The sequence below is a fragment of the Streptomyces sp. NPDC091412 genome, from assembly GCF_044756885.1.
Taxonomy (GTDB): domain Bacteria; phylum Actinomycetota; class Actinomycetes; order Streptomycetales; family Streptomycetaceae; genus Streptomyces.
In genome coordinates, this window is record NZ_JBIVTV010000003.1 from 163591 (window position 1) to 185805 (window position 22215).

At 68.9% G+C, this 22215-nt stretch carries 20 protein-coding genes and 2 pseudogenes; 20 read left to right on the plus strand and 2 right to left on the minus strand.

Annotation, left to right across the window (positions count from 1 at the left end; all coding sequences use genetic code 11):
• Nucleotides 1–3: 3 nt before the first annotated feature.
• From ACIQMV_RS08820 to ACIQMV_RS08900, 17 genes are all read left to right on the plus strand, one after another.
• On the plus strand, nucleotides 4–375 hold the full coding sequence (locus ACIQMV_RS08820) for a hypothetical protein (protein WP_402592091.1): 372 nt from the start codon (nucleotides 4–6) through the stop codon (nucleotides 373–375).
• Entirely contained in the window at nucleotides 375–713 is a 339-nt protein-coding gene (locus tag ACIQMV_RS08825) for a head-tail adaptor protein (RefSeq protein WP_402592092.1), read from the plus strand. The genes ACIQMV_RS08820 and ACIQMV_RS08825 overlap by 1 nt, the downstream gene beginning before the upstream one ends.
• Nucleotides 713–1057 carry an HK97 gp10 family phage protein gene (locus ACIQMV_RS08830; RefSeq protein ID WP_402592093.1) on the plus strand — a complete coding sequence of 115 codons (345 nt, stop codon included), beginning with the start codon at nucleotides 713–715 and terminating at the stop codon, nucleotides 1055–1057. The genes ACIQMV_RS08825 and ACIQMV_RS08830 overlap by 1 nt, the downstream gene beginning before the upstream one ends.
• Nucleotides 1050–1346, plus strand: a complete 297-nt coding sequence (locus tag ACIQMV_RS08835; RefSeq protein WP_402592094.1) for a hypothetical protein — start codon at nucleotides 1050–1052, stop codon at nucleotides 1344–1346. The genes ACIQMV_RS08830 and ACIQMV_RS08835 overlap by 8 nt, the downstream gene beginning before the upstream one ends.
• On the plus strand, nucleotides 1339–1632 hold the full coding sequence (locus ACIQMV_RS08840) for a hypothetical protein (protein WP_402592095.1): 294 nt from the start codon (nucleotides 1339–1341) through the stop codon (nucleotides 1630–1632). The genes ACIQMV_RS08835 and ACIQMV_RS08840 overlap by 8 nt, the downstream gene beginning before the upstream one ends.
• A gap of 2 nt (nucleotides 1633–1634) precedes the next feature.
• Entirely contained in the window at nucleotides 1635–2066 is a 432-nt protein-coding gene (locus ACIQMV_RS08845; protein WP_402592096.1) for a hypothetical protein, read from the plus strand.
• Nucleotides 2067–2076: 10 nt separating this feature from the next.
• Entirely contained in the window at nucleotides 2077–2670 is a 594-nt protein-coding gene (locus tag ACIQMV_RS08850; protein WP_402592097.1) for a phage tail protein, read from the plus strand.
• Between the two features lie 107 nt (nucleotides 2671–2777).
• On the plus strand, nucleotides 2778–3206 hold the full coding sequence (locus ACIQMV_RS08855) for a hypothetical protein (protein WP_402592098.1): 429 nt from the start codon (nucleotides 2778–2780) through the stop codon (nucleotides 3204–3206).
• Nucleotides 3207–3220: 14 nt separating this feature from the next.
• Nucleotides 3221–3619, plus strand: a complete 399-nt coding sequence (locus ACIQMV_RS08860; RefSeq protein WP_402592099.1) for a hypothetical protein — start codon at nucleotides 3221–3223, stop codon at nucleotides 3617–3619.
• A 15-nt stretch (nucleotides 3620–3634) separates the two neighbouring features.
• Entirely contained in the window at nucleotides 3635–9598 is a 5964-nt protein-coding gene (locus tag ACIQMV_RS08865; protein WP_402592100.1) for a peptidoglycan DD-metalloendopeptidase family protein, read from the plus strand.
• Nucleotides 9598–10542: a phage distal tail protein gene (locus tag ACIQMV_RS08870; RefSeq protein ID WP_402592101.1), complete on the plus strand. Its 945-nt coding sequence runs from the start codon at nucleotides 9598–9600 to the stop codon at nucleotides 10540–10542. The genes ACIQMV_RS08865 and ACIQMV_RS08870 overlap by 1 nt, the downstream gene beginning before the upstream one ends.
• A gap of 10 nt (nucleotides 10543–10552) precedes the next feature.
• Entirely contained in the window at nucleotides 10553–11722 is a 1170-nt protein-coding gene (locus tag ACIQMV_RS08875) for a siphovirus ReqiPepy6 Gp37-like family protein (protein WP_402592102.1), read from the plus strand.
• A complete protein-coding gene (locus tag ACIQMV_RS08880; protein ID WP_402592103.1) occupies nucleotides 11722–12735 on the plus strand; it encodes a hypothetical protein in 1014 nt (337 codons plus the stop codon). Before ACIQMV_RS08875 ends, ACIQMV_RS08880 begins: the two co-directional genes overlap by 1 nt.
• A gap of 19 nt (nucleotides 12736–12754) precedes the next feature.
• The gene (locus ACIQMV_RS08885) at nucleotides 12755–15127 is read left to right on the plus strand and encodes a chitosanase (protein WP_402592104.1); all 2373 of its coding nucleotides are present in this window, start codon (nucleotides 12755–12757) and stop codon (nucleotides 15125–15127) included.
• 25 nt (nucleotides 15128–15152) lie between these two features.
• Complete coding sequence (locus tag ACIQMV_RS08890; RefSeq protein WP_402592451.1) at nucleotides 15153–16826, plus strand: glycosyl hydrolase family 28-related protein; 1674 nt, start codon at nucleotides 15153–15155, stop codon at nucleotides 16824–16826.
• A 33-nt stretch (nucleotides 16827–16859) separates the two neighbouring features.
• Nucleotides 16860–18941, plus strand: coding sequence for a hypothetical protein (locus ACIQMV_RS08895; RefSeq protein WP_402592105.1), 2082 nt, complete (start codon nucleotides 16860–16862; stop codon nucleotides 18939–18941).
• A 13-nt stretch (nucleotides 18942–18954) separates the two neighbouring features.
• Nucleotides 18955–19230 (plus strand): hypothetical protein, encoded by a 276-nt coding sequence (locus tag ACIQMV_RS08900; RefSeq protein WP_402592106.1) that lies wholly within the window; start codon nucleotides 18955–18957, stop codon nucleotides 19228–19230.
• 53 nt (nucleotides 19231–19283) lie between these two features.
• Here ACIQMV_RS08900 and ACIQMV_RS08905 read toward each other — a convergent pair whose 3' ends face one another.
• Both ACIQMV_RS08905 and ACIQMV_RS08910 read right to left on the minus strand, forming a co-directional pair.
• Nucleotides 19284–19547: a hypothetical protein gene (locus tag ACIQMV_RS08905; RefSeq protein ID WP_402592107.1), complete on the minus strand. Its 264-nt coding sequence runs from the start codon at nucleotides 19545–19547 to the stop codon at nucleotides 19284–19286.
• A complete protein-coding gene (locus ACIQMV_RS08910; RefSeq protein ID WP_402592108.1) occupies nucleotides 19544–20581 on the minus strand; it encodes a hypothetical protein in 1038 nt (345 codons plus the stop codon). Before ACIQMV_RS08910 ends, ACIQMV_RS08905 begins: the two co-directional genes overlap by 4 nt.
• A gap of 561 nt (nucleotides 20582–21142) precedes the next feature.
• On the opposite strand from ACIQMV_RS08910, the pseudogene ACIQMV_RS08915 reads away from it, so the two are divergent.
• The 3 genes and pseudogenes from ACIQMV_RS08915 to ACIQMV_RS08925 all read left to right on the plus strand — a co-directional run.
• A pseudogene (locus tag ACIQMV_RS08915) lies at nucleotides 21143–21394 on the plus strand (LysM peptidoglycan-binding domain-containing protein); the annotation flags it as partial.
• A 117-nt stretch (nucleotides 21395–21511) separates the two neighbouring features.
• Nucleotides 21512–21751: pseudogene (locus tag ACIQMV_RS08920) on the plus strand (peptidoglycan-binding protein); the annotation flags it as partial.
• Nucleotides 21752–21825: 74 nt separating this feature from the next.
• Nucleotides 21826–22197: a hypothetical protein gene (locus ACIQMV_RS08925; RefSeq protein ID WP_402592109.1), complete on the plus strand. Its 372-nt coding sequence runs from the start codon at nucleotides 21826–21828 to the stop codon at nucleotides 22195–22197.
• Nucleotides 22198–22215 lie beyond the last annotated feature (18 nt).

Consider the following 22215-nt stretch of genomic DNA (forward strand, 5'->3'; position numbering starts at 1 on the left):
CCGATGCCGTATGCGACTGTCAGTGACCTGGAGGCGTGGCTCGCACCGGAGCCGGCGCCCGAGAACGCTGTGCGCCTGCTCGATGTGGCGTCCACGGCGATCGACAGGGCGCTGTACGGCCTCGCATACGACCGCGACGACCCAGACGTGCAGGCGACGTTGGCGAGGGCGTGTGTGCGGCAGGTGCATTGGATGATTGCGCGCGACGACGAGACTGGGGCGCAGAGCGACGTGGCGTCCATGTCGACTGGTCAGCGGTCCTTCGCCCGGTTCGCCCCGCAGGACGGTGGCAGCACGCCGAAGCTCGCCCAGTCCGCTGCCGACGTCCTCAAGGTGTCGGGCTTGTTCCACGGCTTCGTGTGGGTGGAGGGCTGATGCCGGGTCATATCGGGCGCCAGACCGTCACCGTGTTGGATGCGCCGCTCGTGGCGGGTCCGTACAACGCGCAGACCCGCGACTGGGACAACGCCGACGAGATCGTCGTGCGGGGTTGCACGGTCGACATCACCGGTTCCACGGAGACGAAGAACGCCTCCGATCAGACGGTGACGACGGCCCGCCTCGACCTGCCTGCGCGCGCCCTACGGGTGACGGAGTGGATGCGGGTCGCCTGGCAGGACCGGATCTGGGAGGTCGACGGCGTGCCTGCCGACCCGGAGGCGACTGGCCCGCTCGCCGGGCAGGTCGTCGACTTGCGGGAGGTGGCGGGCTGATGGCCACCCAGGTGGACGTGCACGTCGAGCCCGACGCCGAGGCGATCGAGTTCGAGCTGCCGGTGTCGGACGAGGTGCAGGCCGACATGGGGCGGCGAATGGATGCGGTCGTGCAGGTCGCTCAGGCGACGGCCCCGGTGGATACGGGCGAGTACCGGTCGAAGATCCACCGCGTGCAGGGGCACGACTCGGACGGCACCAACCACGTCGACGCGGACGCCGACCACTCGATCTACGTGGAGTACGGCACCCGGCAGACCGACCGCCACGGGCGCGCGATCCACCGCCCCCACTACACGCTCAGCCACGCACTCGACGCCGCAGGAGGCGACCACGATGTCTGACGCTCCTCAAGTGGGCGAGATCGTCCACTACGTCAGCTACGGCACCCCGGGCGGCGAGTTCACCTCTCAGTGCCGCGCTGCCATCGTCACCGAGGTCCCGAGGTACCTGCTCGCCGAGCCTCTTGACGGATGTCCCAACGGAACTGACGGCGAGTGGGTTGCGTCGCTCGCAGTCCTCAACCCGACCGGCGCCTACTTCAACCAGAACCTGAGTCGGGACGAGCACACCCGCGACGGCGGTACCTGGCACACTCCCGCCCCCACCTGCAAGGAGAACCGAAATGGCTGACGGCGACACCGTGAAGATGCGGCTCACGTTCTGGCGGGACGACAAGAAGCCCGGCGACCTGATCGACGTGCCCGCCGACGAGGTCCACCGCTGGAAGGGCTTCGCCGTCGAGGTCGACGAGCCGGCCCCGACCGGTCCGAACGGCAGGCCCGCTGATTCGGCGTCGGTCGCTGAGTGGCGCGCCTACTGCATGCGGCTCGGTATGGAGAAGCCGGACGCGGACAAGGCGTCCAAGCAGGAGCTTCAGACCTACGCGAGCAGGGCGACCGCCGGGGCGAAGGCGTAGCCATGACGACGCTGCTGGTTCTCCCCGACGGCAAGCAGATCGCCATCGACCTGCTGTCCGCCGACCTGCCCGACGCCTACGTCGCGAGCAAGCTGCCCGAGGGCAAGGCGCTCAACGCCGTACTGCCCGCGGTGCGGGTGCTCCGCATCGGCGGTGTCGCCGACGTGCGTGGCTGGGCGGACCCGGCGACCAGGGACAACCCGCGGTTCTCGATCGACTGCTACGACACCGACGACGCCAAGGCGATGCAGCTCGCCCTCCGGGTCTGCGCCGCCTGGGAGCTACTGAAGGGCCGGGCGACCGAGGACGGCGTGGTGACCGGCATCAGCCAAGAGACAGGCCCCCAAGACCGACCCGAAGACCCGAACAGCGACATCGCGCGCGTCGGGATGACGATGGGGATGAGCGTCAGCCCACCCCGCATGACCAGCTAGGAGGCCCACCGTGGGCGACGCATCGAACATCATCGTCGGCACCGCCGGCAAGGCCTACATGGCGCAGGTCGGGTCGACGTTCCCGACCGGCCCGGAGGTGCCGTGGGGCGACGACTTCACCGACATGGGGTTCGTGACCCCGGACGGTCTGGAGGAGGCGCTCGAGGAGGAGCGCACCCAGCTCGAAGCGTGGGGCGAGGACGCGCCCGTGATCGACCTCGCGAAGAAGCGCACGCAGACGTTCAAGCTCGTGTTCCGTGAGACGACCGTCGAACTCCTCAGCCTGTACTACCAGGTGTCCATGGCCAAGATGACGTCCACGGCCGCGGCGACCGGGAAGAAGCAGTTCGTCTCCTTCGGGTCCGGGTCGCTGGCGGACACGGTGGAGATCGGCCTCGGCCTCGACGTGATCATGTCGGGGAAGCGGCACCGCATCATGATCGCCCGCGCGGGTGTGACCGACCGGGGCGCCATCAAGCACAGCGCGGACGACTCCTCCAACTACGAGCTCACGTTCACGGCCTTGGCGGCGCCGGGTGGGATGCAGAGCGTCCAGCACCAGATCACCGACGTCGTTCTCCCCGAGGTCTCCGAGGGCGGCTGACCCCCCTCTGACTGGTGGTCTGCCGTGCTCAATCCCTGGGCGGGGGCGGCACGACAGACCACCTGACCAGCCCCCGCCCCGCCCCTGCCCAAGAAGGAAGAACCGCCGTGTCCAACCCGCAGCGCAAGGTCGTCCGCCTCCAGCAGATGCGTGCCCAGCGCACCCAGGCCGCTGGCATCAAGCACGTCGACGTCGTGTACGAGGTCCCCGGCGAGACCGAGGGCACCGTCAAGGAGAAGGTGTGCTCGTTCCTCACCCAGGACTACTGGCCGGTGGAGGTCGTGGAACTCCTCGACGCGGCCGAGGGCAACAAGAACATCGCCATCCTCCGCAGGGTCGCCACACCGCCCGAAGCCTTCGACGAACTGGTGAACGTCGCGCAGCTCACCATCGGTGAACTGACCGACCTCATCAAGGAACTCACCTCGGAGACGGGCACCGACGAGGGGGAAGGCGGTGGCTCCTCGACGTCCTCCGCGAGCACTCCGGGAGCCTCCGTGCCGACATCCAGCGGTACTACCCAGGCCGTCGCCTAGAGGAGTTCTGGCGGATGTCCACCGGGGAGGGGTCGATGAACTGGGCCGAGCTCAGAGATCTCGTCACGGCCCTCCCCGAGGACTCCGCCACCAAAGCGGCCCTGGCTGGGGATGCGGACGGGCGCAGGTGGACGGCCGCCACCTACCTGGGGGCTGCTCAGTACAACGCGCTCCTCATGCTGGTGCGGATCCTGTGGATCGCCCACCTGAAGGGCCAGCCACCGGAGATGGATCCGATCGACCCGCCTCGCCTGGAGCAGCTGGAAGCGGACGAGGAAGCGCAGGCCGTCGCGCGGCAGCGGGCCGAGCAGTACCTCGACTCGTTCTCGCCGGGCCGCGCCCGGGAGGACGACCAGGCGGAGATCGAGCAGTGGAAGGCGCGGATCGCCGCGCTTGAGGAAGCGCACGGATAGCGGGAGGGAGGGCGAATGGCTGAGGCGACCACGGTCGGGCGCACCCGGGTATCACTCACTCCGGACACGTCCCGGTTCGGCGACCTGCTGAAGGTCGAACTGCCGAAGGCCATCCGCCAGCCCGCGATCAAGGCCGGTGATCTCGCCGGGGAGATCATCACCGGGAAGATCGAACGTGCTGTCCGGCGGATGAAACCTGTCGTCAAGGTCGGCATCGACCTCGACACCACCACGGCGAAGACGAAGCTCGACAAGCTGACCGCCGCCCGCACCGTGAAGGTACAGGCCACCCTCGACGACACCGCCGCCAAGACCAAGCTGGACAAGCTGACCGCCGCACGTTCGGTGAAGCTGACCGTCGACCTGGACACTGGGTCGGCGAAGACGAAGCTGGACAAGCTCGTCGGTAAGCGGACCGTCAGCATTACGGCGCAGCTGGATGACAAGGCGGCCGTCGCCAGTCTGCGGCGTCTCACCGAAGACCGCACCGTCAAGATCACCGCACAGCTTGACGACAAGGCTGCTGCCGCAAGCCTCACCCGGCTCACGCAAGACCGGAAAATCCAGCTCGGCGTCGACCTCGACGAGCGGGCAGCCAAGTCCAAGCTCGACAAGCTGTCCACGAACCGGACCGTCCAAATCCTCCCGAAGATCAACGAAGCGGCGTACCAGCGCGCCAAGGACAAACTCGACAAGCTCTGCAAGGACCGCGTCGTCAACATCCGCGCGTCGGTCGATACCCGCGTCGGCGCGCAAGAGATCAAGAACCTCACCCAACGTCGCAAGGTCCGCATCGACGTCGACGTCGACACCCGCGTCGGCGCCGACAGCCTCGCCAACCTGACCCGGCGCAGGCAGATGACAATCCAGGCACGCGTCGACACCGCCGGCGCTGCCAGAACCCTCGCCACCCTCACCCGCGACCGCACCGTCAACGTGCGCCTCCGCTCCCGTGGCGCCAACGCCTTGACTTCCGACCTGGCCGGCATCGGCGGCAGCAGCAGCGGCAGCAGCCTCGGCCTCGGACTCCTCACGAACAAGGTCACGCTGATCACTGGGGCGATCCTGTCCGCCCTGCCCGCCGTCGGCTCCTTCACCGCGGCGCTCGCCCAGCTCGGGCCGCTCGCCGCGACTGCCGCGCCCGCGCTGGGCGTGCTTGTCGGCGGGTTCGCCGCGCTGAAGCTGGGCACGGTCGGCGTCGGTGACGCGATCAAGGCGGCGTTCGACGGCAGCGACGATAGCGCCAAGCAGGCCGCCGCCTCCGTCAAGCAAGTCGAGACCGCCCAGCGTCAGCTCGCCAACGCGCACCGTGGCGTCTCGGACGCCGAACGCGCCCTCACCAACGCGCAACGAGACGCCCGCCGGGCGCAGGACGAACTATCCATCGCGCGCCGGCAGGCCGTCCGCGACATCGAGGACATGAACGCCGCCCTCCGTAAGGGCCGCCTCGACGAGAAGCAAGCCGCACTCGATGTGCAGCAGGCCGAACTCGACCTGGAGAAGGTCAGGTCGGATCCGACAGCGACGCAGCTGCAGATCCAGCAGGCCGACCTCGCTCTGCAGAAGGCGCGCGCCAACGTCGAAGAGCAGTCCCGGCAACAGAAGCGGCTCACCACCGACACCGCAGCAGCGAACAAGGCTGGCGTCGAAGGCTCCGACGTTGTCGTCAAGGCGAAGGAGCGGATCCGGCAGGCGAACGAAGCCGTCGCCAACCAGGAGCGTGCCCTCGCCGACGCGCACCGTGCCGTCGCTGACGCGGCGAAGAACCTGGCTGAGGCGCAGAAGAACGCGGCCGAGCAGACCAGCAAGCTCGACGAGGCGATGGCCAAGCTCAGCCCGAACGCCCGCGGGTTCGTGCGCACGCTGCAGGAGATGGCCCCGGCGTGGGGTGCGATGCGCCTCGACGTGCAGGACAGCCTGTTCGCCGGACTCGGAGCCCGCCTCCAGACTGTGGGCGGGCAGGTGCTGCCGACGGTCCGGTCCGGGCTGATGGGGATCGCCGGACAGCTCAACCTGACCGGCAAGAACGCCCTCGACGCGGTGGCCAACTTGGAGAAGGCCGGGACGCTCAAGCAGGTCTTCGACGGGATCAAGCAGTCCTTCTCCAACCTGTCCCGCATCCCCGGCCAGATGGTCACCGCGTTCGGTCAGCTCTCCGTCGCCGCACGGCCCGCGTTCGACCGGATGACCGGCGGGCTCGCCGAAACCATGGACAAGCTCATGGGGAAGCTGGAGAAGGGCTTCAAGTCCGGCAGGCTCGAGGAAGCCATCAGCACCGCGTTGGACGTCGCGGTCAAGTTCGGCCGCGTGCTGGCTGACCTGGGCGGCATCATCAGCGGCATCCTCAAGGCCGCGTCCGCTGCCGGGGGTGACTTCTTCGGTGTCATCGGTGCGGCGTTGAAGCAGATCCACAAGGTCATCGACAGTCCGGAAATCCAGAAGGCGCTGACGGAGATCTTCAAGGCGCTCAACGCGGTCGCCGGGCTCCTGGCCGGGGCATTGGGGCAGACGATCCAGGCGCTGCTGCCGATCCTGGCGGAGCTGTCCCCGTCCGTCATCGAGATCACGAAGCTGCTCGGCCCGGTCATCACCCAGGTGATCAAGGATCTGGGCGCGGCGCTCGCCCCTGTGGCGAAGGCGCTGGGGCCGGTGCTGGTGGTAGCCGCGCAGGCGATCGGTGACCTGGTCCTCGCGATCTCCCCGCTGCTCCCGGTGGTCGGCGATCTGGTGGCTGCACTACTTCCAGCACTGGTGCCGCTGATCCAAACCGTCGGCAAGATCTTCCAGAAACTGGCGCCGGTCGTGGAGATCATCGCCAACCTGTTGGGCGTCACCCTCCGCCCGGTCATCGAGGCGCTGGCCGGGGTTCTCGTCGAGATCGCGATGGCGTTCGCGGATCAGTTCCTGGCGATCCTCGAGCAGCTCATGCCAGTGATCCCGCAGCTCATCCCCGTTGTAGTGCAGCTCGCCAAGAGCATCACGGAGATCCTCCTCGCCGTGACGCCGCTACTGCCGCAGCTGATGATGTTCGGGGCGCAGCTCATGACGCAGCTGCTGCCCGCGCTGCTGCCGCTCGTCGGCCCGCTCACCCAACTGATCCTGCTGCTCACCCAGTTCGCCACCTGGGTCATCATGAAGATCGTCATCCCGGCAATGCAGAAACTCATCGACTTCCTCGGCTGGCTGCGGGAGAAGTTCCAGCCCGCCGTCGACGCGGTGAAGTGGCTGACGGAGAAGATCGCCGGGGCGTTCCAGTGGGTGTACGACAAGCTCCTCGGGCACAGCATCATCCCCGACATCGTCAACGGCACCGTCGGCTGGTTCCTGCGCCTGTGGAAGCGCGGCAAGGAGATCGCCAAGGACATCAAGGACGCGGTGGTCCAGAAGTTCCAGGACCTCAAGGACGGCGCCAGCCGGATCTGGGACGACTTCTGGGGCAGCATCAAGTCGATCGCGTCCGCCGCACGGAAGCTCGTCACCGACGGGGTCAGCGACTGGGGCGACAAGATCAAGGGCATGTTCCGGACCATCCGCGATGGCGTCGGCGAAGTCTGGGACGGCATCAAGGGCCTCGTCAAAGCCCCGATCAAGTTCTGGATCGACGTCGTCTACAACAAGGGCATCGTGCCCGTCTGGAACCACACCGCAGGCCAGCTCCCCGGCGTGCCCGACCTGCCCAAGATGGCCATGCCGAAGGGCTTCGCTCGCGGTGGCGTGCTGCCTGGCTGGTCGACGTGGCGTGACGGCGACGACCAACTCGTCCCCATGCGCCGCGGCGAAGGCGTCTACGTCTCCGAGGCCATGCGCGACCCCTACGAACGCGCCCGGTTGCACGCCGTCAACCAAGCCGCCATGTCCGGGCAATCCCTCAGCAGGTTCCGAGGGTTCGCTGAGGGTGGCATCCTCGGGTCGATCGGCGACGGCATCGTCAACACGGTCGCGTCCGTGTTCAAGGGCGCCAACACCGTCAAGGGCGAACTCGGAGAGCTCGCGGCGAAAGCCTTCAAGCCCGTCAAGGCAGGCGTCCGCAAGGCCCTCGGCACCAACACGGGCACCTGGCCCGGCATGGTCGCCGGTGCGCCCATCTACCTCATCGACAAGGCGATCGACTTCATCCGTGGCAAGGACACCCCGCCCGAGGGCACCGGCTCGTGGATCAAGCCGGTCAATGCCGCGTTCGGCACGCGCTTCGGTGTCGCCGGCCGCATGTGGTCCTCGGGCCATCACACCGGCCTCGACTTTCCCGCACCGACCGGCACGAAAATCGTGGCCGTCGACAGCGGCACCGTCGAGTCCGCGACCAGCGGCGGGCCTTACGGCCAGCACATCCTCGTCCAGCACGGCGGCGGGCTCGCCTCCCTGTACGCGCACATGTCCGCCATGGCCGCCAAGGCAGGCTCGGCCATCAAGCAGGGCGCCCGCATCGGCTCCGTCGGCGCGACCGGCAACGTCACCGGGCCGCACCTCCACCTCGAGGCCCGCGTCAACGGCAAGCCCGTGGACCCGATGCCGTACCTGACCGGCCCGAAGGGCGACGGCGGCACCGGCGTGCAACGCTGGCGGGGCGTCGTCGAACAGGCCCTCGGACAGGTCGGACAGTCCCTGTCCCTCGTCAACACCACCCTGCGCCGCATGAACCAGGAGAGCGGCGGCAACCCGCGCGCCGTCAACCTCTGGGACTCCAACGCCAAGGCCGGCCACCCGTCTGTCGGCCTCATGCAGGTCATCGAGGGCACCTTCCGCCGCTTTGCCGGGAAGTACCGGAACACGGGCCCGTTCATGTACGGCGTCAGCACGTCGCCGATCGCCAACGTGTACGCCTCGATGAAGTACGCGCTCGCCCAGTACGGCAGCCTCTCGCGGGCGTACAACCGTCCCGGCGGGTACGCGCGCGGCGGCGTGGTCGGCGTGCACATCAACCGAGGCCTGCCCCGCGGTTACGCGAAGGGCGGGGTCATCAAGGTCGGCGGCAAGCGCATCGACACCGGGCCCCTCGCCGCCTCCGTCGGCGGGGACTTCCTCAAGCAGCTCGCCGGGACCGCCTCCGCGATCGACGCGGCGATGACCAAGGTCGCCACCGCGGTGAAGAACGCGTTCAAGGGCGTCAAAACCACACTGGACGACAAGCTGCTGAAGCAGATCGGCACGGCGAACAAGCAGCTCCAGGCACTGGCGAAGCAGCGCGATGCGATCACCGCGAAGATCGCCGCCGCCAACCAGTTGGCCGCCGACGCCACCGGCCAAGCCGTCCAGTACACGTCGATGACCGGCCTCCCCAACAGCGGGCTCACGTTCGACGCGTCGGGCATCCTCTCCGGGTTGAACGTCAGGCTCGGCCAGCTGAAGAAGTTCGGCGCCAACCTCCAGGCGCTGGCCAAGCGCGGCCTGTCGAAAGCCTTGTTGCAGCAGCTCATCGCCGCCGGACCCGAGTCGGGCGCCGCCTACGCACAAGCCCTGGTCGACGCCACACCCGACCAGTTCAAGGCCATCAACGCCACGCAGGCCAGCATCGACAAGGCCACCACCGCGTTCGGCCGGGACGCCGCCGACGCCATGTACGACGCCGGAGCGAACAGCGGCAAGGGGTACCTGACGGGTCTCGCCTCCACGCAGAAGGCCATCGAAGCGCAGATGGCGAAGATCGCCAAGGCGATCCAGAAGACCATCAAGGTCGAACTGAAGATCAAGTCCCCGTCGCGGATCCTCGAGGCCCTCGGCCGCTTCACCGGCCTCGGCTTCGCCCGCGGCGTGGAACGGACGGTGCCCGACGCGCAGGCCGCCGCCGTCCGCATGGCCGGCGCGGTCCGCCGCACGGCTGCCGCCACGGCTGCCCGCATCCAGCAGCAGTCCACGATCAACAACGGCGGCGACCGGCACCTGCACTACAACGCGACCACCCGAGAGGTCGCCTCCCGCAAGAGCGTCCTCGACGCGCTCGCGATCGACGACATGCTGCACCGAACGGTGGTGGTGGGCTAATGCCGATCCTCGTCCCTCCCGCCTACCTCCCCCCGGAGGAGGAGTGGCAGGGCCCGCCCTGGCCCACACTGATTAACGAGATGCCGCAGGTCGTCTGGACCGACCCCCGCGGCGTCACCACCAAGCTCAGCGACTGGGAGAACGGCTGGCTGTTGCAGCCCGGCGCCAAGGGGTTGGACATGCCCCAGTACGCCTACACCACCGACGAGTCGCCGGGCATCGACGGGCACGCCCTCCGCGACGTCCGCGCCCAGCACAAGGAGATCGTCCTCCCGGTCGCGTTCTGGTCGAACGACTCTCGGCAGGCGTACAAGCAGCGACGCCGCACCCTCATCAAGTCGATGAACCCCAAGAGGGGCGTCGGCACGATCACCCTGATCGAACCCGACGGAGCCACCCGCAGCATCGGCGCCTACTACAGCGGCGGCCTCGAAGGCGACGAGTCCCTCGACGCGGCGGGGCAGCGGTGGTGCATCAACGCGCTCACGCTCGCCTGCCCGTCCCCGTACTGGACCGGCGCCGAGACCAGCCTCGAGTTCAAGACGGGCGCGCCCGGCACGTTCTTCCCGTTCCTGCCGCTCACGGTCGGCGACTCGCAGGTGCTCGGCTCGGTGACGATCGACAACGACGGCGACGACGACGCCTACCCGCTGTGGACCATCAAGGGCCCCGCCACGAGCATCACCCTGATCAACCAGACCACGGGCCTGCGGCTGGTCCTCACGCGCACGATCACCGGCACAGACACGATCGTCATCGACACCCGCGAACGCCAGCAGACCGCGCTCCTCAACGGCACCACGAACCTGTGGCCCGACCTGTCCAACGACTCGGACCTGTGGCCGCTCACTGAAGGCGTCAACCAGTGCAGCCTGACCGTCGCCGGATCCACCGGAGCGACGAGCGTCCGCCTCACCTACCAGCCCCGCTACCTCGGATCCTAGGGGCCTGGCCATGTCGAACGCACTCAAGGTCTACATCCGCAACAGCACGCTGCAACGCCTCGGCCAGGTCAGCGAGTACACCAGCCTCACCGTCGTGCCCCGCTTCAACGCGATCGGCGCGATCGCCCTCGAGCTCCCCGCCGACTCGCCCAGCGCGCCGCTGCTCGTCGAGGGCAACGGACTCATCGTCAAGACGGGGTCGGGGGACACGGTCCTGACCGGGCCGATTCGCACCGTCGACTGGTCACGGTCCGAATCCGACGCAGGCGGCGGCCAGTTGAAGGTCGGCGCCGTCTCCGACGACGAGGTCCTCGCCCGGTACGCGTGCTGGCCCGCGCCGACCGCGGCGATCGGATCCCAGACCGCACCCCTCTACAAGATCGACGCAGCGTCGGTCGAGACCGGCATGCGCGACCTCGTCAACCTGAACGCCGGCCCCGGCGCGCAGGCGTCCCGCCGGCACGCGCTGCTCACCCTCGCCACCAACGGACTCCGCGGCGGCGCGCTGGTGCGGCAGGTCAACCAGTTCGACAACCTCCTCGTGGTCCTGCAGGACATTGCCGCCGCTGCTGGCCTCGGCTTCCGCGTCGTGCAGGTCGGCAGCAACCTCCAGTTCCAGGTGTTCACGCCGACCGACCGCAGCGCCACGGCCCGCTTCTCCTTCGGCCTGGGCAACCTCACCGACGCCAACTACTCGACCACCCCGCCCACCTGCACCCGCGCCATCGTCGTCGCGGGCGGCGGTACGTCCCCGCGCGTCTGCAAGGTGTACGACCGAGCCGACCCGCTCTTCCCGGGCCTGACGCTTGAACAGTTCGTCGACCAGACCAGCGTCGACACGGCGTCCGTCGACCTCGCCGCACAGATGGACCAGGCCGGCACCGAGGCCCTGACGAACGGGGCCGGCTCGGGCAGCCTGTCGATCTCCCCGATCGACCTGCCGAACCTGCGCTACGGCCGCGACTACAACGTCGGCGACACCGTGTCCGCCCAACTGCGCGGCGGGACTTGGTACACGGACGTGGTCCGCGAGGTCACCCTCACCAGCTCGGTTGGCGAGTCCAGCGTGAAGGCGACCGTCGGCGGCGACAACGCGGACGGCGCGGTCGCCCGCATCTACCAGTACATCGCCCGGATCAAGAAGGACATCGGGCGTCTCACGACAAGGAAGGCCGCCTGATGGCTGAGTTCTCCGGACCGTTCGACGGCTCTCCGATCAGCACCCAACTCCAGTGGTCCCGCATGGCGCGCCGCTGGGGCCTCGACGGCGTCCATGCCCAGGACCCCACCTCCACCGCACTGAAGGTCACCGGGTCCGGCGTCAACACGGTCGCCGTTGCCGCCGGGCATGCGAGCGTCAACGGGTTCTACTACTACCTCGACGCGACGAAGAACCTGACCGTGCCCGCCAACAGCGGTGGCGCGGCGCGCGTCGACCTCGCCATCCTCCGCGCCGACATGACCGCGAAGAAGGTCACCGCCGAATACAAGACCGGCGGCACGACGGCCCCCACCCTCACCCAGATCGAAAACGGGGTGTGGGAGATCCCCCTCGCCCAATGCACTGTTGCCGCCGGGGCGTCCGTCGTCACTGCCGCCAACGTGCTCGACAAGCGCTACCTCACCGACCGCGGCGTCATCCCCTCCATTGGCGGAGCCCGCCCCCCCGCCGCCAAGAACCAACTCCTCATCGAGGACGGCCAGCTGTACGTCGGCGACGGCGCCGCATGGCGGTGGCTCGCCACCGCTGGCGTGCAAGAGGCGACGTACACGCCGGTATGGACGGCCGGCGCAACGACGATCAACTGGGGCTCCGGCGCGACGAACATCGGCCACTACCAGGCCGTCGGCAAGCGGGTGGACCTGACGATCCAGCTCACCCCGACCGGCAACCCGCCCAAGTACGACGACCCGATCCAGGTCGCTTTGCCGCCCGGACTCCCCGCCACCGGCTCACACCGCAGCCTCTTCAACTGGAACTTCACCTCCAGCAACGGCGAAGGCTCCGCGGTCGGCGTCGCCTTCGTCGCGGCCAGCGACGGCCTCAACAAGGTCGGGCGCCTCCGCTACGGCGTCTCAAGCGGCAACAGTTCCTCCGCCATCCCGAACAGCTTCAGCCTGTTTACGAACCATCCGTTCGACATCCGCTCCGGCGACGTGTTGACGATCGACGGCTCCTACTGGACCGCCTGACCAGCCGAAAGGAACACTCATGCGGTTTTTGTTCGGCGGCGGGCCCAGCGACTTCGCCATGGAGCGCGTCGGCAACCAGCTCATCCTCCGCCCCGGCGCGGTCGGCACCGTCTGGGCCGCCACCACCAACACGAGGATCACCGACCTCACGGACCTGAACGGCAACCCCGTCACGACCGTGACCGCGGACGCGGACGGCGCCGTCGCCTTCTACGGGCCCGACGGAGTAAGCACCGTCCGCATCGACTTCAACTACGGCCGCCAATACGTGCTGGTCGCAACCGACATCGGCCTCACCATCGAAGGCAAGCTCGACAAGACCGGCGGCACGGTCACCGGCGACCTCAACGTCCAGGGCAACCTGAGCGTCGCGGGCGGCAGCAGCCTCCTCACCCGGCAGACCGCCGACACCCTGTACGAACCCAAGGGCCCCGGCCGCACCGCCGCCAGCATCAGCATGACGGGCGCCACCACCATCCCCCTCCCCACCGGCACAGCGCAGGACCGGCAAGCGCATCAGGTCCGCGCGCACGCAGCCGGAGGGCAGCAGCGCACGGCGACGTTCGACTCGGGCTATCTACTTACGAGCACGGTGGCCTCCCGCACGGTGACTGTCCCGGCGGGGCAGCTGCTGCTGGCGGAGGCGGAGTACAGCGCGATGGTGGCGGCGTGGATCCTCGTCAGTATGACGATCACTACCGGCGCGGACCCGGGTACCGGCGGCGGCACCGGGTCGAAGCCGACCGTATCCGCGGGCGCCTCCACGGCCACGCCCCCCGACAGCCCGTTCACCCGGACGGCGACAGAGAACGCCAACGGGTCGACGATCACCTCACGTTCGTGGCAGATCATCACCGGGCCGATGGGCGCAGGCACCACCATCGGCACCACCACCGCCCTCTCCTGGACCCCCGGCAGCTCGCCCGCCAACACCACAGACATCCGCCAGCCCGTCTGTCAGGAGATGGCATTCGAGCTCACGTCGACCGCGGAGAACTCCACGAAAGACTGGACCACCGCGTACAAGTACATCGAGGACATCGGCGACAAGCGCGGCTACACCGCGGGCCTCGTCGGCTTCGTATCGTCCTCCGGCGACATGCTCCAGCTCGTCCAGCAGTATGCGGTCGAGAAGCCCGGCAACCCCCTCGCCTCGTACATCAGCGGCCTCCAGCAGTGCAAGACGGTCGGCTACGGCACCGGCGCCTCCAACGCTGCCGCCACCTACCTCGGCACCGGCTTCAAGAACGCCTGGGTCACCGCCGCGAACACCGACCCGATCTTCCGCAAGGTACAGCGCGACCTGCGCAAGAGCATGTACTGGGACGACTGCCTCACCCAGGCCCTCGCCGACGGGGTCGGGCCGCTCGGGCTGGCAATCCACTACGACATCCTCGTCAACCACGGCGTCGGCAACGACTCCCAGTCCTACGGCGGGATCATCGCCGCCGCCCGCGCCTCCATCAGCAAACCCCCGTCGAAGGGCGGCACCGAAGCCGCCTACCTGACGAAACTCTGCGACCTGCGCGACGACGTCCTCCGCGCCTGGGGCGACTACCAGACCGACGGCCGCTCCACCATCTTCCGACCACTGATCAGTGCAGGGAAGTTCGACCTGTCCGGCACCATCACCTGGTCCGTGTACGGCAGCAGCTATTCGTTCAACCGGCCGGAGCCGCCCATCGACGCCAGGCTCGGCTCGTACCTGCTGCGCTACTCCGCCACCAACTCGATCGGCACCTCCACTTCGGATATCACCGTCACCGTCAACGAGCCCGCGGGATCCGGCGGCGGCCCCGGCGACCCGTCACTCGTCGCCAACCTGATCGACAACTTCGACGACAACGCGATCAACACCGTCCTCTGGCCCGACAACTACGGCGCGCCCGCCGCCACCGAAGTGGGCGGGCGCGCCCGCGTCCCCTGCGGCCCCGACTACGTCGCCTACCAGTCCGCCAGCGTGTACACCCTCGCCGGGTCAAGCGCCCACATCCGCGTCTACCCGCCGGAAAAAAACGGCGCCGTCGCCGAGGCCTATGCCAGCTTCCAGCTCGCGTCGGCGTCCGCCCCAGCAGGCACCGCGCTCACCATCAACATCAACACCGCCACCGGCACGATCCGCTACTCGTCCAACGTCGACTACTGGGACAACAACGCCGTCTCCCAGACGTACAGCGCCAGCACGCACACCTGGCTGCGCATCCGCGAGACGGGCGGCACCCTCTACTGGGACACCAGCACCAACGGCATCTCCTGGACGAACCGGCGCACCCTCCCAACGCCGGCCTGGGTGAAGACCGCCAAGGACGTGTCGGTGACGCTGCAAGCCCACCGCGACGCGGGCACCGTGAACTTCGCCGAGTTCGACGACCTCAACGTCCCCCAATCCTGATGGAAGGACCCCGCCCGTGAGGCACATGTTTGGGGGCAGCCCCGCCGACTACGCAGCCGAACGCATCGGCAACCAGCTCCTGTTGCGGCCCGGCGCCACCGGAGCAGCCTGGACCGCAGCCACCGGCGGCACCCAGTACACCGACCTCACCGACCTCGCCGGCAAGCCCATCACGCAACTGACCGCCGACGCGGACGGCGCGGTCGCGTTCTACGGGCCCGACGGTGTGACCTCGCTGTACATCGACTTCGGCTACGGGCGTCGGTACGTTCTCGCCGCTACCGACACGGGCGCCACCCTCGACGCGTTCATGACCCGGGGCGGGCAACCGGACGGCTGGGCACAGCTGGACAGCTCCGGCCGCGTCCCCAGCAGCCAGCTCCCCAAGCAACTGGACTGGCTCAACGTCAAGTCCTACGGCGCTGCGGGCGACGGCACGACCGACGACACGGCCACACTCCAGGCCGCCATCAACGCTGCCGCCGCCGGAAACGTCGTCTACCTGCCTGCGGGTACGTACAAGCTGACCGCGGCGCTCGTCCTCCCCAGCAACGTCACCCTCATGGGCGCAGGTGCGACTTTCAGCGTCCTGAAGCAGACAGTGCCCGGCGCACACGTCCTCACCGCGACCGATGTCCAGTACCTGACGATCTCCTCTCTCGGCATCACCGGCCCCGGTAGCGGTTCCGGCTCCGGGATCCGGCTCACCGTCTCCTCCAATCCGTGCACGCCGTACCTGGCCATGGAGGACATCACCATCCAGGCGATGGGCGCGCACGGCGTCAGCGTCGAACTGCCGATCGTGTCGACGATGCGGCGCATCGTCGTCGAGGGCTGCGGCGGCTGGGGTTTTGATTTGTTCGGGCAGACGACCGGCGGGCAGCCTCCCGGTACGAGCGTCGCCCTCGACGCCTGCTTCGCCAACGCCTGCAAGACCGGGGGCTACAGCTTGTACAAGCTGGCGTACTGCACCCTCACCGGCTGCGCCGCCGACGACAACCCGGTCGGCTACCTCCTCGACACTGCCTACGCCGTCACCCTCACGGGCTGCGGAGCGGAGGGCAACACGCAGGCCGGGGTGCGGATCAGCGGCGGGTACGGCGCCGCCCTGCAAGGCCTGTTCGTCTACAACAACAAGGCGCTGGGCATCCACGTCACCGGGTCCGCGCACGTCGTCAGCCTCTCCCAAGTCGTCGACGTCACCCCCGGGCCGACCGCGACGAAGTTCATCCAGGTCGACGCGGGTTCCTACGCCAGCATCGCCGGCATGTCCAACACGAGCCCGAACGCCCTCAACGGCAAGGTCAACATTTTGGACGACGGCGCCAACGGCGTTGTCCTCAGCGGCTACACCTACCTCGGCAACTCCCTCGAAGTCGCCAACGACATCTACGTCGACGCAGGCGGCGTGTACGTATCAGGCGGCGACCTCGTCGCCTCCAGCGCCGGCAAGACCCTCAGGATCAAGGAGGGGGCCAACGCCAAGATGGGCACGGCCACTCTGGCGGCCGGCATCGTGACCGTACCAACGACGGCCGTCACTGCGACGTCCAGGATCCAGCTGACCACGCAGTCTCCAGGCGGCACCGTCGGCACGCCCTACGTCAACGCCCGCACGGCAGGAACCAGCTTCCAGATCAAGTCGACAAGCTCCACCGACACGTCCGTCGTCGGCTGGTTGATCGTCGACCCTAGCTGACCCCCATCCCCAGCTTCAGAAAGAGACAGACCCATGAGGCACAAATTCGGGGGCAGCCCCGCAGACTTCGCGGTCGAGAAAGTCGGCAACCAGCTCCTCCTCAGGCCGGGTGCCACGGGCGCCGCGTGGACGGCCGCAACCGGAGGTAGCCAGTACACGGACCTGACCGATCTCGCGGGCAACCCGATCAGCCAGATCACCGCGGACAGCGACGGATCCGTCGCCTTCATGGGACCCGACAACGTCACCACCTGCTACGTGGACTTCGGATACGGCCGCCGCTACTGCCTCACCGCCGTCGACACCGGGCAGATCCTCGCCGACCACCTCGCCAAGGGCGGCCAGGCCGACGGCTGGGCGCAGCTCGACGGTGCCGGCAAGGTCAAGACGGACCAACTCCCGGCCGGCTCGGCCGGCGGCACGCAGGGCCCGCCCGGCGACCCGGGCGCCCCAGGCAGCCAGGTACTCACCGGCACGGCCGCCCCCACCGCGGGCCTCGGCGTCAACGGTGACCTCTACATACAAGAGGACACCCGCACCTTCCTCGGCGTCACCAGCACCACCCTGACGTACTACCGCAAGGCGTCCGGCGCCTGGACGCAGATCGGCGCGCCGACAGGCGGCTCGAAGTGGTACGTGAACGATGCGACGACCGCCGCGACCGACACGAAGCCCGGCGACATGCTGCTACGCATCGACTCGGGCAGCGTCTTCCAGCGCACGGCCACAGGCTGGGGATCCTCGCTGGGCAGCCTGAAGGGAGCGAAGGGCGACCCCGGCCCGAAGGGCAGCACCTGGTATCAGTCCAGCACTGCAACACCGGACTACGGCAACGTCGCCAGCCCGGCCGTCGGGGACATGTTCCTGTACCCGTCGTCCGGTGACCTGTTCCGCTACAGCGGCACGGCATGGGACTACGCGGGCTCCATCAAAGGACCGAAGGGCGACTCGGGGTCCTCGTCCTCGAGCGCTCTGGTCCTCGGCACCTACGTGCCCAACGGGTGGGGAAAGTACTGGCGGGCTGCGCTCGCCAAGGCGGGCGCCGGAACCGGGCTGGCACGCATGGTGTGCGTCGGCGGATCCGCCACGCTCGGCTACTACGCCTCCAACCCGCGCACCAAGTCGTGGCCCGGCCTGGTCGCCTCGTCTTTGCAGGCCACCTACGGGGACGGCGGGTCCGGCTTCCACGGCGTGTCCCTGTCCAACACGCTCGCCGGGGACAGTCCGGCCGCCTACACGGCATGGACCACCGCCGGGGCAGCGGTCACCCAGACCGGCACCTGGACCCAAGGCGGCAGCACCTACGGGCCAGGCGGAACGTACATCTACTCCGACAAGACCGGCGACACCCTGACGTTCAAAGCGCGCGGCACCACCGTGAAGATCTACACCGTCACCGGGTCCGGCACCCGCCCGGCCATGCTGTACAGCATCGACGGCGGCGCCGACGTGTCCGTGCCGCAGCCCTCGGGTACCGCGGCCATCCAGACCACGACGGTCACCGGCCTGTCCAACACGGAGCACACCGTGCGCGTCAAGGTCGGCACCACGTCGACGGGCCAGTACCTCAGCGTGTGCGGCGTGTCCGGCGAGCGCGCGTCCGGCGTCGTCGTCCACAACTGCGCCCTCGGCGGAGCCACCAGCGCCCGCTACAACAACGACACCGCCGCCGCCCTCAACGCCATCTGGAACGGCGGCAGCGCATTCCCCGCCGACCTTGCCGTCTACTCCGCGGCACCCAACGACGCCTCCACCAACATCACCGGCGACGCCTGGGTGACCAACCTGATCGGCTGGATCAAAGCCGTCCGCGCAGCCGGCGCCGCAGGCACGGGCGCGGACATCCTCGTGGCGCTGCCGCACATCGGCACGCACGAGGGCACCAACAACAAGTACTGGGAGTACAGCAGGCTGGCCCGCCCGCTGGCTGACGTGTACGGGTTCGCCCTGGTCAACTGGTGGACGGACGGGCAGAACTCGTGGGACGCCTGGAACAAGCTCAGCTACTGGGGGACTTCGGCCACGCCGGGCGCAGCCGGAACGGACGGCGTGCACTTGAGCGACGTCGGCTTCCAGCACATGGCCGACACCCTCCTCCCCTTCATCGCGAGCTGATCGGATGCCGATCATGACGAGCAGCGAGACGACGGCGGGCCCCATCCACGGCATGACTCCCGCCGCACCCGGACTCACCGTGCAGGTGACGGCCCCGCCGGGCACGGACACGACCGGCGTGCCGGCGGGTGGGGGAGTGGTCGCCTGGGCCCTGGTCGCCGACCCGGGCACGGCGGGCGGGGCCAGGGTGGAGCCGGTGTTCCTCGCCGACGGGCGCGCCTGGACACCGGACCAGTACCGGGCCGCCTACGGGCAACGGCTGGAGGTGCGGGTCGGGGTCGTGCGGTAGGCGGGGAGCCGGGCCGCTCGTCGCGCTGTGGCTATGCGCGGCGAGCGTGGCCTTCAGTCGCCATCGCGGGCTGCCTCGCCTCGCATGCGCGCCTGCACAAAGTCGACGAGCCCCATCACCCGGTGGTACGGGATCTGCCCGCCACCGTCGGGGAGTAGCGTGCCGACCTGGGTGATGCCGTCACCGTCCTCGTCGAACCGTTGCGAGGCGGCGATCACGACCCACTCGATCGGTACGCCCTCGTACCCTTCGAGGCGGCAGACCTCTTCGATCGCCTCTTCCAGCCTGCGGTACGCGGCCTTCTTCTCGTCGCTCACGCCGCCGCCGTCCCGTCGATGATCCGCATGGTCTTGCAGGGGTAGGCAACTTCGGACCCGGGCACGTCGCCGCTGCACTCGTCGCAGAAGCCGTGCACGTCACAGTGCAGGCTCCGGAGACGCTCGACCGCCGCCGGACCGCTGTCGCGACCGATGCCGTCGGCGAGCCCCGCCGACACTTCCGTCGCCGCCACGTCCAGGGCGATGCGCGCGGTGCCAACGACAGGGCCCTGCACGTGCGTCTCCGCGCACTGGTGCGGGCGCTCGGGCGTGGCCGTGGACCACATGCGGCAGCCGTCGCAGAACTCCCAGCCCTCGGCGACCATCTCGTGATACCGGTACGGAGTGCCGTCGGGGTGGGTGGGGCGCTCCCGCTGCTCCCTCGGCTGGTCGGTTCCGTCGAGCGCGGCGTCGATGCGGTCGGCTACCGGTTCCCAGGTGCGGGTGGCGGCACGGATCCGGGCCGACTCTGCCCGCACGCGGGTGAGGGCGGCCTCGGCCTGCTCGGCGCGGTCTCGCAGGGCGAGGATCGTGTCAGTGAGGTCCGGATAGTCGCGGGCCCCGGAGGCGCCGCGGGCGGCGTCTGCGAAGTGCCGGTACTGCTCGGCGTGGGCGCGCACGTCGGCGACGTCCTCGACCACACCCCGGACCGGTCCCATGCCGGTGCGGCCGGTGGCGGCGGCGTGCATCTGGGCGATGGCCTGCCAGTCGACGGGCGCGGGCTGCTCATCGCCGGGAAGGGGTTCGCCGCAGTCCCCTGGGCACGGGTCGAAGATCGAGTGCACACCAGGCGGGCACTCCTTCGGCTTGGCTGCTACCAGGCCAGCGTCCTGAGTGGGTTCGTCCGCCCACCGGTCCGGACGGACAGGCTCCCAGCCGCCGTAGGTGACGCGGCGACGGACGACCACGGGGCCCGTGTCGCCGGGGAGCAGCATGCATCCCGCGCTATCGGGTTGACCACCGAGGACGGTACGGAACTCGAACTCCGGCGGCGGCGTGGTGGGCAGCGAACTCTTACGGATCGGCTCGGTCATGGGGCGTCTCCCGTGCGGGCGGGTGCGGGCTGTGCGGCGGGCCGGGCCCGCACGACCGAGCCCGCCGCAGTCGGGAGGGCAAGGACCGTGGCGCCTCCCTGCCGAGACCATACCCCAGAACCCTACGAATCGTAGGCGCGTGACGGGTGTTGGCCTATGATTCAAAGGTCAAGTGCTGTGCAGGGTGCGCCCAACGGAGGACCGATGAAGCTCGTCACCCGCCAAGACCTCGGCTGGCCCACCTCAGCTGCGCCGACGCAGACGTCCACCAAGGGCGTCAAGGTCCACTACGAGGGAACGCCCGTCTCCCGCAAACTCCTCGACGACCACGCCGCGTGCATCGCCGAATGGCAGGCGATCCGCAAGAGCCACCTAGCCAACAAGGTCGAGAACTACAGCGACGTCGCCTACAACTACGCCGCCTGCCCCCACGGGTTCCTGTTGGAGGGCCGCGGCATCGGCCGACGGACCGGCGCCAACGGCAACCAGGCGTTGAACCAAGCGCACTACGCGATCGTCGGACTTGTCGGCTCGGAGGGGCTGACCGAACCGAGCGACGCCATGCTCGACGCGATACGCGACGGCATCGAACTCCTCCGCCAGCACGGCGCCGGACAGGAGGTCAAGGGCCACCGCGACGGCTACGCCACCGCCTGCCCCGGCGGCCCCCTCTACGCCTGGGTCCAGAAGGGCGCACCCCGACCCGGCGGCACGCCCCCGACGACGCCGAGCGTCAACACGTACACGGTGAAGAGCGGCGACACCCTGTCCAGCATCGGCCGCGCCATCGACGTGGACTGGAAGGTCATCGCCGCAGCCAACGACCTCGAGGCCCCCTACACCATCCAGCCCGGCCAGAAGCTGAAGGTCCCCGGCAAGACCGCCGCCCCGGCCAAGCCGCCAGCCAAGCAGCCCGCGCCGGCCCCGGCCGTGCCGAAGTTCCCGGGCCGGGACTACTTCAAGCCCGGCGCCAACAACAAGCACGTCACCGAACTCGGCCGCCAGCTCGTGAAGAAGGGGTACGGCAAGCACTACTCGGTTGGCCCCGGACCCCGCTGGGGAGAAGCCGACCGCCGCAACGTGCAGGCGTTTCAGCAGGCGCAGGGCTGGAAGGGCATGGACGCCGACGGATACCCCGGCCCCGAAACGTGGCGGCGACTCTTCTCCTGACCCGCAGGCCCGAACCCCATCCAACCCAACACCAGCTGCCGCCCCTGCGCAGCCCGTCTGAAAGGCCCAACCCCATGCGCATCCTCGGCAGAGAACCGGTCACGATCCTCGCCTTCATAGCCGTCGCCCTCAAGCTGGGCGCCGCCTACGGCTGGGACATCTCGCCCGAACTCCAGGTCGCCATCATGGCGGGCCTGTCCTGCATCGTCGCCGTCGCCGAAGCGTTCATCCTGCACAACGGCGCAGCGTTCGCCGCGCTCGTCAACCTCGGCCACGCGGGCATCGCCATCTACCTCGGCCTCGGCCTCCACATGAGCGCAGAACGGCAGGCCCTGTGGAACCTGCTCATCGAGGGCGCCGTCGCTCTCGTCGTCGTCCGCCCACAGGTCACTGCCCCGATCACGGCCCTGCGCATCGAACAGTCCGGCCTCGCCAAGGCCGCGTAGGCGCCTGACCCGTGCCGT

Coding starts and splice junctions, on each gene's coding strand:
- ACIQMV_RS08820 (WP_402592091.1), top strand. CDS start 4: ATGCCGTATGCGACTGTCAGTGACCTGGAGGCGTGGCTCGCACCGGAG.
- ACIQMV_RS08825 (WP_402592092.1), top strand. CDS start 375: ATGCCGGGTCATATCGGGCGCCAGACCGTCACCGTGTTGGATGCGCCG.
- ACIQMV_RS08830 (WP_402592093.1), top strand. CDS start 713: ATGGCCACCCAGGTGGACGTGCACGTCGAGCCCGACGCCGAGGCGATC.
- ACIQMV_RS08835 (WP_402592094.1), top strand. CDS start 1,050: ATGTCTGACGCTCCTCAAGTGGGCGAGATCGTCCACTACGTCAGCTAC.
- ACIQMV_RS08840 (WP_402592095.1), top strand. CDS start 1,339: ATGGCTGACGGCGACACCGTGAAGATGCGGCTCACGTTCTGGCGGGAC.
- ACIQMV_RS08845 (WP_402592096.1), top strand. CDS start 1,635: ATGACGACGCTGCTGGTTCTCCCCGACGGCAAGCAGATCGCCATCGAC.
- ACIQMV_RS08860 (WP_402592099.1), top strand. CDS start 3,221: ATGTCCACCGGGGAGGGGTCGATGAACTGGGCCGAGCTCAGAGATCTC.
- ACIQMV_RS08865 (WP_402592100.1), top strand. CDS start 3,635: ATGGCTGAGGCGACCACGGTCGGGCGCACCCGGGTATCACTCACTCCG.
- ACIQMV_RS08870 (WP_402592101.1), top strand. CDS start 9,598: ATGCCGATCCTCGTCCCTCCCGCCTACCTCCCCCCGGAGGAGGAGTGG.
- ACIQMV_RS08875 (WP_402592102.1), top strand. CDS start 10,553: ATGTCGAACGCACTCAAGGTCTACATCCGCAACAGCACGCTGCAACGC.
- ACIQMV_RS08880 (WP_402592103.1), top strand. CDS start 11,722: ATGGCTGAGTTCTCCGGACCGTTCGACGGCTCTCCGATCAGCACCCAA.
- ACIQMV_RS08885 (WP_402592104.1), top strand. CDS start 12,755: ATGCGGTTTTTGTTCGGCGGCGGGCCCAGCGACTTCGCCATGGAGCGC.
- ACIQMV_RS08890 (WP_402592451.1), top strand. CDS start 15,153: ATGTTTGGGGGCAGCCCCGCCGACTACGCAGCCGAACGCATCGGCAAC.
- ACIQMV_RS08895 (WP_402592105.1), top strand. CDS start 16,860: ATGAGGCACAAATTCGGGGGCAGCCCCGCAGACTTCGCGGTCGAGAAA.
- ACIQMV_RS08900 (WP_402592106.1), top strand. CDS start 18,955: ATGACGAGCAGCGAGACGACGGCGGGCCCCATCCACGGCATGACTCCC.
- ACIQMV_RS08910 (WP_402592108.1), bottom strand. CDS start 20,581: ATGACCGAGCCGATCCGTAAGAGTTCGCTGCCCACCACGCCGCCGCCG.
- ACIQMV_RS08925 (WP_402592109.1), top strand. CDS start 21,826: ATGCGCATCCTCGGCAGAGAACCGGTCACGATCCTCGCCTTCATAGCC.